Genomic DNA, 16277 nt, shown 5'->3' with positions numbered 1-16277 from the left:
AGGAATAGACCAATACTTAGGGCGATATGTGCTTTTCTTGATTTGATTACTGTATGTTTTTGTAAAAGTTCAAACTGTCTCTACTCAAAATTTCTGGGTGAAAAATAGCAATGTAATCGGCCAATAACAAATGAGGTTGATGCGCTGCATTCTCCCAGAAACAATTGTTGTTGGCGGTGTAATTGTATAAACCATCACCTTGGAAGGCTTCGAATAGACTGTATTTTTCAAAGGCTTTTTCGATTTCAGCTTTGGTGTTTCCCGACACATTGAGTAAGTAATCTACATCTCTAAATTGCGTAACTACTTCTTCCATGCTCAAATCTAAACTTCCCGTTCCAGCTTGTTGGGCAAAAACATAGTGAGCTCCTGCATCTTTGTACAATTGGGCTTGGTAGCTCTCTCCAGCAGGAGCATTAAATACGCCTCCGTAGTAGTAACCCGACAAAACAGTAGGGTGGAAATAAACCTTAGTGGCAGCCTCTTTTAATGCAGTGTAATCTTTTACTTCTTGCAGAAAAAAGGCATTTGCTTTTTCATATTCATCGAAGAAAATACCTAATACTTTTATCCATTCTGCCCTTCCTAGAGGAGTGGTTTCGCGCCAATCGTAATTGTTGAAAACGGGTATGTTAGCTTGTTTGAGTTTTTCTAAAATAGGAGCGTCTTTGGTGAAAGAACTTGAAAAAATAACATCGGGATGAAGTCCTAAATACTCTTCAAAATTGGCTTGAGCGATGTCTTGAACACTTTTTAATTTACCTTGTTCTAGTCGTGTTTTTAAGTTTTCATCACATAGGTATGGTCCGCCAGAAACGCCGACTATGGTTTGACTTCTACCCAAAGCATTGATCATACCTATATGCGTACTCGAAAGTGCTATGTTTTTTTGTATAGGAATTTGAATATTGATGGCATCTTTTTTTGATTGTATGCGCGCATTTTTGGTATACAAATAGAATTCTTGTTCTATTTCTCGGCGATTTTCAGGATTCAAAATTTGAACGATGTAGGCATCTTTCGCTTGTAGAATTTTGAAACCTTTTGCAAAAGAAATCTGAAGGGTATCTGCTTTTATTTCAGTGTCTTCTGTTGCTTTTTTACTTTCTGTTGAACAAGAAAATAGACCTGTTAAAAGAAATAAAGGAAGAAGAAAAATGAGCCTTTTCATCGCGAATTATTTTATGCAAATATGGAAAAATATTGTGTTAGACTCTCTTTAGTTGATTCAAAACTTACGAAAGTAATACTCCTTTTCCATACTCACTATTCGCACTCTCTACTGTTATTCTCACACTCAAGACTGCCTTCTGTTAGCGGTTGAACTGACAGCCCGGAGGACTTTTGGGGTGTGCAAAACAGGGTAGGGAAAGCGACCTTTGTGAAGCTTTAACTACACTGCTTTTAAACCCTTGAAAGTGTGAGGACTATAAGGGAAAACGCGACCCCGAGTTGTAGGAGGGGAAACAGCCCCTGAAAGACCATCGTTGAAATTTATACACTTATCTTATGCGCTCTTTAAATTTTAAACTACATTTGCCACGCATTTTGGTAACTGAATCTCTTCGGAGTGAAGGTTTTAAATTGGAATCCTGTGCAAATCAGGAACTGTATCTGCAGCTGTAAGCTTTAGTAGATGTTTCCAAAACCACTGTTGGGCAAACTCAACGCCAATGGGAAGGGGAAACATTAGGAAGTAAGTCAGAATACTCGCCCAAATGTTTAGTAATGAAGACTTCAGATTAAAGTTGGATTTAAATTCTTACCGCTTTTCGGCGATACGTTTTTATTTTCTTTGGGCGTGCACACCCTTTAATCCAAAGTCATTTTAGTAATATTTAATTTTTCAAGAATGAAAAAATTCTACTTAATGGCTGCTCTTGTGCTTGGAGCAGGATTTACACAAGCACAAAATCAAGTAACTGTAGATTTTGAAAGTTTAACGCTTCCTACAGCAGACACATTTTACGTTTTCACAGATAGCTATGCTCCGTTTACTGAGAATGGGGTGACTTTTGGAGCTAACCTTGGAAGCTGGGGAACCGCGCATGGTTTTGTGTATTCTAACATGACGGATGTAACAACGGCAGGTTATACAAACCCTTATTCTGCGTTTGCAGGTGAAGGTGCAAATGGTTCTGAGCAGTACGCGGTGTTTAACAACACAGACACACTTTGGTTCGAAGAAGAACGCATTTTAGTAGGGGCTGATTTTGTAAACAATACTTACGCTGGAATTTCTATGCGTGATGGGGATCAGTTTGCCAAACAATTTGGTTCTACGACAAATGCAGATGGAGTAGATGATGGTACAAATGGTGAAGACTTTTTCTTTGTTCGTATTTACGGATGGGACGCGAATTTTGATATCGTGGATTCTGTAGATGTTTACTTGGCAGATTTTAGAGGAACAGATGCACAAGATTACATTTTGGACGAATGGACAACTTTTGATTTAAGTGCTTTGTCGGGCTCTATGGCCTTAACCTTCGGTTTCCAATCTTCTGATGTTGGACAATGGGGAATGAACACACCAGCATATTTTGCAATAGACAACTTGGAATACATTGAATCTAACTTGGGTGTAAATGATGTAGCTACTGTTGCATTTGATATGTACCCTAACCCGGCTACAACGCAATTGAACATTAAAGCGGAGGCGGGTGATGTTGCGATTTACAATACGCAAGGAGCATTGGTTAAAACCGCTCAAGTGAATACAATTATAGACGTTGCTGATTTAGAGGCGGGTGTATACTTTGTGAAAGTTAGTCATGAAGGTGCACTTGCAACACAACGTTTAGTTATTCAGTAATTTATGGAATTTCCTTCGGGAAATCATCTTTATCAAGGATGAAAATCATTTCAACCATACTGTTAATTTTTTGTTCCTCGGTACTGTGGTCGCAAGACGATAGTACTGGGGTCAAAACCTTTAATGAGGTTCAAATTATTCGTCCGGTTATCCCTGAGGAGCCGCAGCGCTTCACAACAGAAGATATAGAAAGACTACAACCCTTAGATTTGGGGAGTATGTTGCAAAGTATCCCGAGTGTTTCCATTAAGAACTATGGAGATGTAGGCGGTTTAAAAACCCTGTCCTATAGAGGAATGGGCGCTCAGCACAATGTGTTGATGGTAAATGGATTTGCCGTAGCGAATGCACAAACGGGAATGGCTGATTATAGTCAAGTACCTGTAGAAAACGTAAGCTATATAGAGCACGACGTTTTTGGAAGGTCGAACATATTACCCACCGTTGGCGCTGCATTACAGGGGAATGTGGTTTCTATTTTAACCAAAGGAAGACAGTTAAACTATACAAAACAAAGTGTATTGGCTTCTTATGGTATTTCATCTTTTGGTCAGCACGACATTTTTGCTCTTTACAAGCGAAAATTAAAAAAAGGAGCATTTGGCATAGATGTAAATCAGCGCTTTTACCGCGGTAATTACACGTATAACTTTCAAACGTCTGGCATTGATGTGGAGGGAGTTAGAGAGAACAATGCTTACCAATCTTCATTTGTAAATTTCAATTATATCCGTAACTGGGAAAAGAATTACGTCTACAAAGTTTTTGAGGTATTTGGTGGATATACAAACATCGCCAATGAATTACCCGGAGCCGTATTGTTGTATGCTATAGCTAATGACGAAGAGCTTAATTCAGAAAAAGGCTATGTAAACCTATCTTATAAATCGTATAACAAACGCGTGAAAGCTTGGAACATAAGGAGTAGAAGTTATGCCTCTTTTCAATTGGATAAGAACCAATATTTAGATCCCACTTATTTCAACGCTGCTGGATTTCTAGAGCATAATTATCAAAATTTCTCGCACTATTACGGGCACTATGCAAAGGCGCTAAAAGGGGATCGTTTCACCTTGAATTGGGGTGGTGAATTTGAAAACAATTTATTGAATTCCAACCGAGAAGACTTTGCCACACCTAATCGTTTAATGGCGAAAGGATTGATGGCAGGTGAGGTGAAATACACCAAGTACATCGTTAAAGGAAGTTTAGGAGGTCGTTACATACTCGAGCAAAATAGAGGGAATAATACCTGGCGCAATCCCATTTTTGCTTTTACCCCAGAGGTTTTGGTGGATAGACCTTTTTTAATAGGAAATGTAGGTGCCTTTTTATGGTATCAACGCTCATTTCGTTTACCCAACTTTAATGAGTTGTACTATTCTCAAATCGGGAACATTGCCTTAGATCCTGAAAAAGTAAATCAACTGAATTTAGGTGTGAAATGGCACAGTAAGAACTCGGTGGGTAATGCTTACGGACAAGAGTTCAACGCCAACGCATTTGGAAACTTGATAGAGGATAAAATTTTGGCCATTCCCACCAAGAACTTGTTTATCTGGTCCATGCAAAATGTGGGGCAGGTAGGAAGCATAGGAGGAGATGTAAGTTATGTTTATCGCAAGAAGTTTCGCAACAACAAATTCATGCAGTTGAATGCAAATTATACCTACCAACGTGTAGTGGATTTGAGTGAGAAGGGAAGTGCTACTTACAGACATCAAATCGCTTACATTCCGGAACACAGTGCTAATTTTTCAGGGACCTTTGAATACAGAAATTTTGGAATGACGCACAGTTTGAATTACATCGGCGCGCGTTATGCCTTGAACCAAAACATTCCTCAAAATAAGGTTGCGGCTTACATGACTTATGATATCAACCTAAGCCTCGATTTAAGAGGTAATTCGAAACTACCGCTTCGTGTTAATGGAGGAATTAAAAATGTAGGTGGAAAAAATTATCAGTACGTAAAATCTTTTGTTTTGCAGGGGAGATCTTTCTACTTAAAACTCATTTATGAAATTTAGTATATACATAGTATTCTTAGGCTTGCTCTTACTCGCTTGTAAGGAAGATCCGCTTCCTGAACCTGATAATACAGGGGGGAAAGAAGGCTTGTTATTGCTCAACGAAGGTTTGTTTCAACAGAACAATGCTTCCTTGAGTTTTATAGACAGTGAAGATGCAATCACCAATGACTATTTCTTACAACAAAATGAAAGGTTATTGGGAGATACGGGAAACGATATGATTGTTTACGGTGGTAAAGTATACATCGTGGTACATGCCAGTTCTACCATAGAAGTACTCGATAAAAGTTCTTTAAAATCTGTAAAACAAATAAACTTACAACACCAAGGTGTAAATCAATTGCCGCGTTTTGTTGTAGGTCACGGCGCTTTCATCTATGTGAGTACTTATGATGGTTTTGTCAACAAAATAGATACGAGTTCTTTCACAGTAAGCAATCGCGTTGCGGTAGGGAACAACCCAGAAGGTTTAGCAATTAGCAATGATAAAATCTTCGTTGCTAATTCAGGAGGATTGAATAGTCCGAATTATGATTCTACAGTAAGCGTAATTGATTTGGCTACTCTTCAAGTAACGGATGAAATTTTCATAGGAGCTAATATAGGAGAACTCACGGTAGATAGCGAGGGTGATGTTTATGTGGTAAAACGCGGGAACTACAGCAATGATCCCAGTGAATTATTTGTGTTAGATGCGCAGAACAATTACCAGAAAAGCAATTTAGGGATAGCAGCAACTTCTTTATTTATGGATGAAGATGATAAGCTATGGATAGCTCATCTTAACTATGGAAACAATACAAGTAATGTGGCAGTGATTGATGCCGCTTCAGAAACGGTTCTTTCTTCCAACTTCATAAATGCCAGTGACATCCAAAGTTTATACGGGATTTTTGTGGATGAAGAATACCTCTATTGTATGGATGCTAGAGGTTTTACCCTTACGGGGAATTTGAAAAAATACAATAAAAATACAGGTGTTTTTGTGGAAGAGTTCGATACAGGATTGAACCCCAATACACTGGTTAAAATAAAGAATTAATGAAAAAGTTTTTTGCTTGCTTAAGCTTGCTCCCTGCCTTGGTTTTCGGACAATATGCTCCCGTAGCAGGTTTTCCAGGAACTACTGCAATACACAAAGATAGTAGTGCAATAATCGCATGGGCCAATGAGGTAGTTGTGCAAAGGGGCTATTTAGATATACAAGACACTACATTTAGTGTTGATGGAACCAACAAAGCAAGTTTTGGGATACCTGAAAATGCAGTTGGTCCGGCACAAGGGAATGCTATGGACGTTGTTTCTTTAGGTGATGGAGGAGAAGCAGTGTTGTACTTTAATGGACCTATTTTAAATGGTCCCGGACCGGACTTTGCCGTTTTTGAAAATTCATTTGCCTCTGATTATTTAGAGTTGGCTTATGTAGAGGTAAGTTCTGACGGACAGAATTTTGTTCGTTTTCCCTCTCATTCTTTAACGCAAACGCAATTGCAAATAAGTGGTTTTGGAAGTTTAGAGGCTATTAAATTGAATAACCTTGCCGGTAAATACAAGGGAGGTTATGGAACGCCTTTCGATTTGGAAGAATTAGTAGACAGCACTAATCTTGACTTGAACAATATACAATGGGTGAAAATTATTGACGTTGTAGGAACGATTGGAGACAGTGCAAGGTATGATAGTCATGGCAATAAAATCAATGACCCTTATCCAACTCCTTACCCTAGTGGAGGATTTGATTTAGACGGTGTGGCACAATTGCACGGTTTTGTTGGACTTGACGAAGTGGTAGAAATCAGTTTTACGGTGTATCCAAACCCATCAAAGGGAAAAATACACCTTCGTTCTGAACATGAGATAAGTGAAATAAGCCTGTATGATTTACAAGGAAGTTTGATTTCTAGTCAAATCATTCAAGGAAGAGAAGCTACATTAAATTTAGAATTAAACCAAGGTATTTATTTGCTGATAGCCAATATTGATGGCCAAAACGTTCAACAACGTATTAGCATTCTTAACTAATTACAACTTGCCACCTAAATCGAAAAGCGGAGATAAATTGTCTCTGCTTTTTTTGTGTTCGTTACTCTGTGCGCTAAGCGCTGAACAAAATGTAGAAAACCCACGAATTAATGCTAAGGAGCTGTAACAATTCTGTAGTGTTTGCGTTATGATAATTCTAAAACGGCTAAGACAAACATGAGAATATTTTACCCTTCAATTGTAAAAATATCCGCCTTGATTTTTCCTTTAATGTTGAGTGCTGCGGCTTTCGGACAGGAAGAAGAATTAAGTGAAGAGTGCGGAGCTCCTGATAAGAAAATTCAGAAATTATTAGACAAAGCGAATGCGGCGACAGATTTAAGAAGTGCCTCTGAATACTTTATAGAAGCCATAACTTTGTCCGAAGACAACAATGCCACAGCCTATTTTGATTATGCCATGTTTGCCTATGATGAAGGTTTGAAGGCATACAGTGAAAATCCAAACCCTATGGTAGGGGATAGAAACTTTGCCAAGGCGGAACAAATGTTCATGCATGCCCTTGAAATTTGCGAAGATTTTCATGCCGACTGTTTCTATTACTTGGGGGTAATCAACTTTCAACAGGAGGAGTTGGATTTCGCCATAGACTATTTTAAAAAGTTCAAAGAATTTAAGCACAGCAGTAGATCGAAGTATCCGAAAGATTACTCTACAAAGTTGCAAACTGTAAATGGTGCATTAGGGAAGCTTGTAAAAGAGCAAGAGTTATTGACACAAGAAGTTCCTTTTGAACCAGTTTTGGTGCGCAATGTTTCATCTGATAAGGATGAATATTTCCCTATGATTTCTCCAGATAATGAGTTGATTTTCTACACCCGTAAATTGGATAGAAGAAATCTTGGAGATCTACAATCGAACATGGTTGAAGAATTTACCTGGTCCTTTAGAGATAACCCGAATTTAGAGTTCAGTAATGGAACACCTGTAAATAAACCTTTTAACGACGGAACCTTTGTGAGCTATGGTGCAGCAACCGTTTCTGTAGATAACAAAGAGATGATAATTTGTGCGTGTAAATATGAGAAGGTACAAGGCATGGATTATAAAAATTGTGATTTGTATTCTACGCGTTTTAAAGAGGCTCCTCAAAAAGGAAAACCATTTATCTGTGATTCATTGACAAATTTAGGAGAAGGGATTAATACGAAAGATGGTTGGGAAGCGCAGCCTTCTTTGTCATCTGATGGGAACACTTTGTTCTACACAGCCTTAAGACCTTCCACGCAAATGGATGATATTTTCATCTCTGAACGTCAACCAGACGGTACATGGGGACCTGCTCGACCCTTTATAGAAATCAATACTTCAGGAAAGGATAAGAGTCCGTTTTTACACCAAGATTCCGAGACCTTGTATTTTGTTTCTTCTGTTTCTGGAGAACGTCAAGGAGTTGGAGGGACAGATATTTTCTATGTTAGAATGAATGAGGATGGATCTTGGGGAGAGCCCGAGAACATCGGATATCCTATCAATACGGAAGATGATGAAATAGGAATTTTTGTTTCAACCGACGGAGAGTTGGCATATTTTTCATCGAGAAAAGGAGGGAGATGGAATATCTACGCCTTTGAGTTGTATGAAAAAGCACGACCTCAAAAAGTAATCATAGCAAAAGGTAACCTTACAGATGATAATGGAGCTCCTGTTAAGGATGCTAAAATTCAAGTCAGTTATGCCAACAGTGATAAGGTACAAGAGGTAGATGTGAAAGGTGAAGACGGTTCTTATGCCGTAGTTATTAAAAACGAAGAGCCTTCAGATGTAATGATAACCGTGAAAAAGGAAAATCATGCCTTTGATTCTCAATTAATCACAGAAGAAGTAGTTGAAAAAGGAGAGATAGTGAAGGCTAAAGATTTGCAGGTTCGCAAAATTGAAGTGGGGCAGCCCTACACAATTAACGACATCTTGTACAATACAGCATCTGCAGAATTATCTGAAAGCAGTAAGTTTATTTTACGTCAGTTTGCCCTGTTCTTGAAAGAAAATCCTACGGCGAAAATTACCATTCAAGGTCATACCGATAACGAAGGTGACGCCCAAGAAAACTTAGAATTATCAGAGCGAAGAGCCGAAGGAGTGAAAGATTATTTGGTCTCTCTGGGTATAAAAGCGAATCGTTTGGACGCTGTTGGTTTTGGAGAAACACAACCTAAGGTTGAAAATACTTCTGAGACCAATAAAGCACAAAACAGAAGAACAGATTTTGTGATTAACAGTATCTAATAAGCATATAAAGCACAAAAAAATCCCGCACTTTTAGGTGCGGGATTTTTTGTTTTATAAAGCGTCTATTGCAACACCAATTTTCTTTGTTGAATTTGATTTTCACTCGTCACTTCTACGGTGTACATTCCTGCACTCATTTGAGACAAGTTTAAAGTACTCGTTCCTTCAGAAATCTCTTTTTGAAAAACTAAGTTCCCTGCCACATCAAATATTTTTACCTCAGCTTTGTTTTCAGCATTCAGTGTTATTTCAGTTGTGTTTACACTTGGGTTTGGATAAATCTCAAATAAATTATCTACGTAATTAAAACTGAAATTATCTGTCGTTAAAACATATCCATTGTCTATGGCTTCCGATAAACTTGCTTTACCTGCATTGTTTACATCACCACTAGGATCTATTAGTATTCCTATCAAATGGATTTTTGTTTCGTCCCATTCAGGGTCTAAAATTAGGGTAGCATTTAAGGTGTGAGTTTCTCCAACAGCAACGGTAGCTGGTATAGAATTTTGTTGACCTCCAAAGCTTGGGAATATACCTCTTCCTACGTGGTTATATACCATTTGAGATGCAGGTACAGAACTTGGTAAATCTCCCCAGTTAAAACCTGCAGGATCTTCTAAAGATATTCCTTGAGATCCATAGTAATTAGATTGGTTGTATCCACTGGTAGTACCTGTTACGCTATCCTCCGTTAGTATGATGGCCAATTTGTAGTTATTGTTTATTGCCTCTATAACTTCTGCCGATAATGACATTTTTAATTCTCTAGTTGTTGGGTTAAACTCAGCTCCCATTTCTATTAAAGCTGAAGGTTGAGTGGTAATTCTTTGAATAAAATCTTGACGCATAGCCGAAGGATCTATGTCTGAACCTCTATCCACCAATCCACTAGGATATCCATTAATGTAAGTCCCTAATGCTCCATCATAGGCAGCATTGGCCATAGGGTCATTGTTGTGTACGGCAACTCCAGCCCAAAAGTCGTGGAATTCAATTTCCATTTCATCCATGGCTACTGCACCTCTTGGACACCATCCACACCATGTTCCTGTAGCTTCTTCACCAAAAACCATTCTACCTGGGTACACTTCAATAGGCGTTAAAGTTTGAGATTGTGCGTCATCGCTGTTATCTTCATCTAATCCATTGCCGTTTACATTCGTAATTGTTGCTGTGAAATTAGCAGTACCACTAGCCAAAGTAACCGTGTTACTCAAGGTTAAATCAACTTCATCTAAAGAGGATAAATTAAGGTTGGTAAAAGTTTCTGTAGTTTGATTTCCATTGTAGTCTAAGGTAACCTCTACGGAGTTAATAGTGTTTACGCCTAAATTTCTAATGCGTACTTCAGGTGCATTAGATTGTCCAACCAACACAGATTTTGTATTTAAATAAGTCAACCCTGCATTAAGCGTTGGTAAGGTATAAGGTGTAATGGTGTAAGCAATATCATCCACATAAAACTCAGAACCTTGAATACTGTAAAAGTTTAAAGATGCTATTTGATTGGTTGAATTGCTAAAGCTACCTGCACTTACGTTGTCTATTAAGACTTCCCAGTTATTGGTATTGAGGTTCAATTGCATACTTAATTTAAACCAAACATTCTCTGGATACATTGTATTTATAAGGGTGGCATCGTCATTATAAACCTGAAGTAATCCATTGTTAAAGCTGGCATTCATTGCCCAAACATTACCTATGGTACTTTCTTTTTGAAAATTGAAATAAGCTTTTTTGTTGGCAGGAACGTACATCCATACCTCAAAATCGAAGTTTCCAGTAGAGTATTCACCACCAAAATCTTTTACAATATCACCTGGTCCGCCAGCACCTGTGGCAAGAAAGTAAAGTGAATTGTTACCGCTGTGCGCCTTGGTAGAACTTACAGGAACATCATCTGCTCCACCACCGGTTCCAGACCAAGTAGTCCAATCTGATGTAGTTCCAATTTGAGTTCCTGCGCTGTAAGATTCGAAATCGTCTGAAAAGGTTTGGCCAAAAGCTAGAGAGCTCACAAGAACTCCCGACATTAGGGGTAATAGTTTTTTCATAGTTATATAGTTTTAGCTAAACCTACACAAAACTTCAAGCAACTCAAAATGAGTAAATGGCCATTCTTGTAATCATAAAAAATCCCACACCGTTTGGTATGGGACTTATAAATTGTTGTATTTCTTATTCTAGAATTAGTTTTTTTTGTTGCGTTTGATCTTTGCTTTTCACCTCAATCATATACATACCGCGCTGTAGAGAGGAGATGTCTAGTTGGGTGTCATAGGAGTTTATCTCTTTTTGAAAGACAAGCTTACCAGACAGATCAAATATGCGAAGAGAAGCCTGCTCTATTTGATTCAATTGTAAGCTTACAAGATCTTCTGCAGGGTTGGGGTAAATCTCAAAAAGGTCTGATCTGTAAATTAAACTTAAGTTTTCTGTTTCGAGCGCGTAACCATTATCCATGGCTTGTTGTAAAGTTGCCTTACCCGCATTGTTGATTTCACCATTGGGTTCTCTTAATATTCCTATTAGTTTAAGCTTGTCTGGATTCCATTCGGCAGGCAGTGTAATAATGCTGTTGTAGGTGTAGGTATCACCTTGGTTAACGATGGTTGGAATGGAATTGTTTTGACCATTAAAATTAGGGTAAATTCCTCTCGCTACTTGATTGTAAATCATTTCACTGGCAGGTATTGTGTCTTGTAAATTTGCCCAATTTATACCGTTGTGATCAACATAATCGATGTCATTAATTGCGTAGTTATTTATTTGATCATATCCTGAGCCTATACCTGTAACACTATCTTCCGTGAGAATAATTGCAAGTTTGTATCCATGCGAAACGCTTTCTAAAAATTCGGATGTCACAGACATTTTTAGTTCTCTTGTTGTAGGGTTGTATTCTGCTCCCATAGTGAGGGCAGCGGAAGGGGATTCGCTGGCACGGTTTAGGAAAACCTGTTCTGAATTTTGTAGTGGTGGTTGTACAGCACGTTCAAAGTTCAGTCTCGGGTAATTGAATGCTGAATTTGCAATGAAGGCATTGTAATATTCCGTATTGAGCATAGGGTCATCGTAGTGAAGAGCTACACCTGCCCATTGCTCAGGGTATTCCTCCTCAAGATAATTTAGGGTTTGATTTCCTAAAATGCTCGATCCTGCAGATGCACTTGTAGAAAGTTCTCCCAGTACAACGCGTGCTGGATGTACAGCGATGCCTTTTATCTGCTTGGTAAACGTGTCATCACTAGAATCTTCGTCTAGTCCGTTTCCATTCACAGATGTAATCTCAATTTGAACATCATTCCACCCATTAATTAGTACTAGATTTGAGTTGAGTTCTAAGGTTGTGTCTTTTAAAGAGTTTAGGTTTAATCCTGTGACTTGCTCGTTGTATTGGTTACCATCGTAATTAATTGTAAAGGTTGCAGTGTTTATTGTTGATTGACCTAAGTTTCTAAGTTTGACTTTAGGCTGAACATTGTGTCCGACCAAACTACTAATACCAACAATGTTAGTTAAGGCCAGATTGGTTGTGGGTAAAGTGTAAGGAGTGTAAGTATACATGAAATCATCAACGTAAAAATTTGAATAAGGGACAGCATAGAAATCAATTGCGGATACTTGATTTCTTGTGTTTGAAAAGCTAGCACTGCTATTTCCTGCAGAAATTTGCCAAAAATTTGTATTTAAATTAAGCGATAGCTGCACAGGGATCCATGTACTTTCTTGGTAGGAAAGTGTTACAAAGTTTTGATCTGAGTTGGAGATATACAAAGAACCGTATTCGAAAGAAACTTCCAAGGCTGCAGTTCCTAATGTAGCTTCTTGTTGAAGGTTAAAATATCCCTCCCCACTTACATGCATGTAGAATTGTATGTCAAGTGTACCTGTATTGTAAACACCTCCCAAGTCTTTTACTATATCACCAGGATTTGGATTCGAAAAGTTGTGAAAATAAAGAGCATTATTTCCGCTGTTTGATTGTGTATTGGAAACTAGGACGTCATCTGAATTTCCACCTGACCATGTATCCCAATTACTTGTAGTTCCAATAGGTGTTCCTACAGCATAGGATTCAAAATCATCTGAGAAAGTTTGGCTGAATGTTAAACAAGAGGTGAGTACTCCTGTAAATAGGGGTAAAAGTTTTTGCATGAATTTAAGTGTTTAAAAGACCTTTGGAGTCTTAGGGTTAATTAATTATATGGAAAATACTAAAATCATTCTCCACAAAAAAGGCTCATCCGCAATAGATGAGCCTTATGTAGTTTTTATTGAGTAAACTAATCCATACGTCTTTGACGCTGCATAGGATTCTCGTTCATTTTCTTTTCTTGGAACAATTGGTACCTACTTGGTTCTACTTCTTTCGGCCAAGCGTTGTTGTTCAAGTTTGTGTCACCCGTTTCTAAGAATGGATCTAGTCTAAAGGAAACCACTTCTTTCTCAAATATGAAGACCTTGCTAATGTTGTAGTTGTCTCTCATCCAAACTTCTGCTGGGATGCGAATAATTTCTTCTGTTCCATCAACAAAAGTTGCACGAATAATTAAAGGCATTACCAATCCTCCTATGTTTTCAAAGTGTAATTCATAGAAGTTGTTGTTTGCCGCTAATAAGTCCAAATCTTTTTGCGAAAGGCGTGATTTGAACTCTTCGTATTCTTCTTTATCCAACTTATCTACTTCGTAAATGTTGTGTTTGTTGTAGAAGTCGTTCAAACTTGTATCCTTTTCGTTTTCAGTTTGAGCAATACTTGTTTTGTTTCTCGTATCACCTATGAACTGGTCTTTTTTAGCGTCTTGAGCTTTTTGGAAAGCTTTTTCTACAGCCGGATCATTGGTGTTCAGTTGGTACCATTTTACATTCGTTAATGCAATGTCAACGTGGTCATTGGTAAAAAACCAACCTCTCCAGAACCAATCCAAATCAACACCAGAGGCATCCTCCATGGTTCTAAATAAATCTGCAGGCGTAGGGTGTTTGAAAGCCCAACGTTCACAGTATTGTTTAAAGGCGTAGTCAAATAACTCGCGACCCATTACTGTTTCTCTTAATATGTTCAAAGCTGTGGCTGGTTTACCGTAAGCGTTGTTTCCAAATTGCCAGATAGACTCAGAGTTGGTCATAATAGGAGAGATGTATTTTTTATCACCTCCCATATAGTCTGCTATCATGTATGCCGGACCTCTTCTTGAAGGATAACCTCTTTCCCATTCTTGCTCTGTTAGGTACTGTACAAAAGTGTTTAAACCTTCATCCATCCATGTCCATTGACGCTCATCTGAGTTTATAATCATGGGGAAGAAGTTGTGACCAACCTCGTGAATAATTACACCTAACATTCCATATTTTGTGCGCTCAGAATAGGTTCCATCAGCTTCTGGTCTACCTCCGTTAAAACAAATCATGGGGTACTCCATACCTATGCTTTTAGCATGTACAGAAATAGCAACTGGGTAAGGATAATCTATAGTGTATTTAGAGTAGGTTTTAATGGTGTGTGCAACAACCTTTGTTGAGTATCTTTCCCATAGAGGATTTCCTTCTTTCGGGTAGAAACTCATGGCCATTACATTTTTACTTGGTAATTGCACGCGTTGTGCATCCCAAATGAATTTACGAGAAGATGCAAAGGCAAAGTCACGAACATTTTTCGCTTTAAATATCCATGTTTTTTGTCCTTTCTCTTTTTTACTTTCAGCTTTTTCAGCTTCTTCTTGTGTAATGATAAATACGGGAGAATCAGATGTTGCTGCCTCTTTTAATCTTTTTCTTTGTTCAGAGCTAAGAACAGTACTTGCGTTTTGTAACTCTCCAGTAGCGCCAACTACGTGGTCTTCTGGTACCGTAATTTCAACATTGTAATCTCCAAAAGGAAGACTAAATTCTCCTCTTCCTAAGAATTGTTTGTTCTGCCATCCTTCTACATCATTATAAACACACATACGTGGGAACCATTGCGCTATCGTATAGATGTAATTGTCTTCGTCCTTAAAGTATTCGTATCCAGATCTACCACCAATTTTCATTCTGTCGTTGATGTTGTACATCCACTTCAAATCAAAGGAGATCTTTTCTCCTGGTGCCAAGGGTTCTTCTAGATCTATGCGCAACATAGTTTTGTTTACAGCATAGGTCATTTTCTTACCACTTGTAGTTTTGATGTAGTCAATTTTAAATCCACCATCAAATTCAAAAAGCTTGTTATGTATGGCTTGAATACTGTAAAAGTCTTCCATACGCTCCACAGTAATCAACTTAGACACAGAGTTCATAGAACGAACATTCTGGTCCAATTGCATCCATAAATAATCTAATTTATCTGGAGAGTTGTTGATATAGGTTACGGTTTCCTCACCATGTATAGTTTGATCTGCATCGTTTAATTCAACTTTGATGTCGTAGTTGGCTTGTTGCTGGTAATACTCATGTCCCGGGGCACCTGAAGCCGTTCTGTACACGTTGGGTGTGGGAAGTTCTTCGTGTAATTGCTTAAACTTGTTGTTGTTATACCCTGGTTGAGCCAAAGCGTGGAGTGAACCTAAAATCAACCCCGATAATACCAATAGTTTCTTCATGTTATTTGATTTCTAGCGTACGTTCTTTGTTGCTGAATAGAAAAGTAAGTGCGGTTTTCGCACCTTTCTCAACATAGTTTAATTTATTTTGTTGTTTCGGAAAACTGTTCATCATTAAGTCAAACTCAATGTCCCATTTTCCACTTTTATCTGTAGTCTCTGATTGTAAATAGAAGAATAACTCATCTTTAAGGTTGACTTCGAATCCTATACATTTCAAGTCCAAAGCTTTTCCTTCTTTTGAAATACGAAACCCATTGTTTATTTCTTCTAAAGCCAATTGAAATAAGCTGTCTTCTACGCTTAACTTTTCAATGTGACCTAGTTCAACGCCCATGTGTTCCATGTGGTGTTCAAAATCATGAGCCGTTGTTTGTATAGAAATTTCAAATTTCTTGTCCTCGGAATTGTATTCCATTTCGGCAAAACCGAAAAAGTATTCGTGTAATGCAAAACTGCTTAATGCGCATATGCTTAGCAGTCCTAAGAAGCCTAAAGTAAATTTGTACATCCGTCTAATTTTTTAACAAAAATAAAAGATTAATGTTCTCTGTGAAGTGCTTTTGC

The 16277-nt window shown here is 38.1% G+C and carries 10 protein-coding genes and 1 riboswitch; of the genes, 5 read left to right on the top strand and 5 right to left on the bottom strand.

The features are described 5' to 3' along the window. Positions 1 to 46 precede the first annotated feature (46 nt). A complete protein-coding gene (locus BM327_RS06405; protein ID WP_090247489.1) occupies positions 47 to 1171 on the bottom strand; it encodes an ABC transporter substrate-binding protein in 1125 nt (374 codons plus the stop codon). 361 nt (positions 1172 to 1532) lie between these two features. Next, positions 1533 to 1732, top strand: a riboswitch (cobalamin riboswitch). Between the two features lie 120 nt (positions 1733 to 1852). On the opposite strand from BM327_RS06405, the gene BM327_RS06400 reads away from it, so the two are divergent. The 5 genes from BM327_RS06400 (at position 1853) to BM327_RS06380 (ending at position 9120) form a co-directional block, all read left to right on the top strand. Continuing rightward, complete coding sequence (locus BM327_RS06400; protein WP_090247488.1) at positions 1853 to 2815, top strand: T9SS type A sorting domain-containing protein; 963 nt, start codon at positions 1853 to 1855, stop codon at positions 2813 to 2815. Between the two features lie 38 nt (positions 2816 to 2853). After that, positions 2854 to 4845 carry a TonB-dependent receptor plug domain-containing protein gene (locus tag BM327_RS06395; RefSeq protein WP_090247487.1) on the top strand — a complete coding sequence of 664 codons (1992 nt, stop codon included), beginning with the start codon at positions 2854 to 2856 and terminating at the stop codon, positions 4843 to 4845. Then, on the top strand, positions 4835 to 5890 hold the full coding sequence (locus BM327_RS06390; protein WP_090247486.1) for a YncE family protein: 1056 nt from the start codon (positions 4835 to 4837) through the stop codon (positions 5888 to 5890). Before BM327_RS06395 ends, BM327_RS06390 begins: the two co-directional genes overlap by 11 nt. Beyond that, positions 5890 to 6870, top strand: coding sequence for a T9SS type A sorting domain-containing protein (locus BM327_RS06385; protein WP_090247485.1), 981 nt, complete (start codon positions 5890 to 5892; stop codon positions 6868 to 6870). The genes BM327_RS06390 and BM327_RS06385 overlap by 1 nt, the downstream gene beginning before the upstream one ends. A 177-nt stretch (positions 6871 to 7047) precedes the next feature. After that, positions 7048 to 9120, top strand: coding sequence for an OmpA family protein (locus BM327_RS06380; RefSeq protein ID WP_090247484.1), 2073 nt, complete (start codon positions 7048 to 7050; stop codon positions 9118 to 9120). Between the two features lie 65 nt (positions 9121 to 9185). On the opposite strand, the gene BM327_RS06375 is transcribed toward BM327_RS06380, so the two are convergent. From BM327_RS06375 to BM327_RS06360, 4 genes are all read right to left on the bottom strand, one after another. Then, positions 9186 to 11180 carry a T9SS type A sorting domain-containing protein gene (locus tag BM327_RS06375; RefSeq protein WP_090247483.1) on the bottom strand — a complete coding sequence of 665 codons (1995 nt, stop codon included), beginning with the start codon at positions 11178 to 11180 and terminating at the stop codon, positions 9186 to 9188. Between the two features lie 124 nt (positions 11181 to 11304). Further along, positions 11305 to 13284: a T9SS type A sorting domain-containing protein gene (locus BM327_RS06370; RefSeq protein ID WP_090247482.1), complete on the bottom strand. Its 1980-nt coding sequence runs from the start codon at positions 13282 to 13284 to the stop codon at positions 11305 to 11307. A gap of 128 nt (positions 13285 to 13412) precedes the next feature. Continuing rightward, positions 13413 to 15710, bottom strand: a complete 2298-nt coding sequence (locus tag BM327_RS06365; RefSeq protein ID WP_090247481.1) for a M1 family metallopeptidase — start codon at positions 15708 to 15710, stop codon at positions 13413 to 13415. Between the two features lies 1 nt (position 15711). After that, positions 15712 to 16221: a DUF6702 family protein gene (locus BM327_RS06360; protein WP_090247480.1), complete on the bottom strand. Its 510-nt coding sequence runs from the start codon at positions 16219 to 16221 to the stop codon at positions 15712 to 15714. Positions 16222 to 16277 lie beyond the last annotated feature (56 nt).

The sequence above is a fragment of the Lishizhenia tianjinensis genome, from assembly GCF_900116425.1.
Classification (GTDB): Bacteria; Bacteroidota; Bacteroidia; order Flavobacteriales_D; family Crocinitomicaceae; genus Lishizhenia; species Lishizhenia tianjinensis.
The sequence above is the reverse complement of the archived record's forward strand: the minus strand, read 5'-3'. Positions and strand labels throughout refer to the sequence as shown.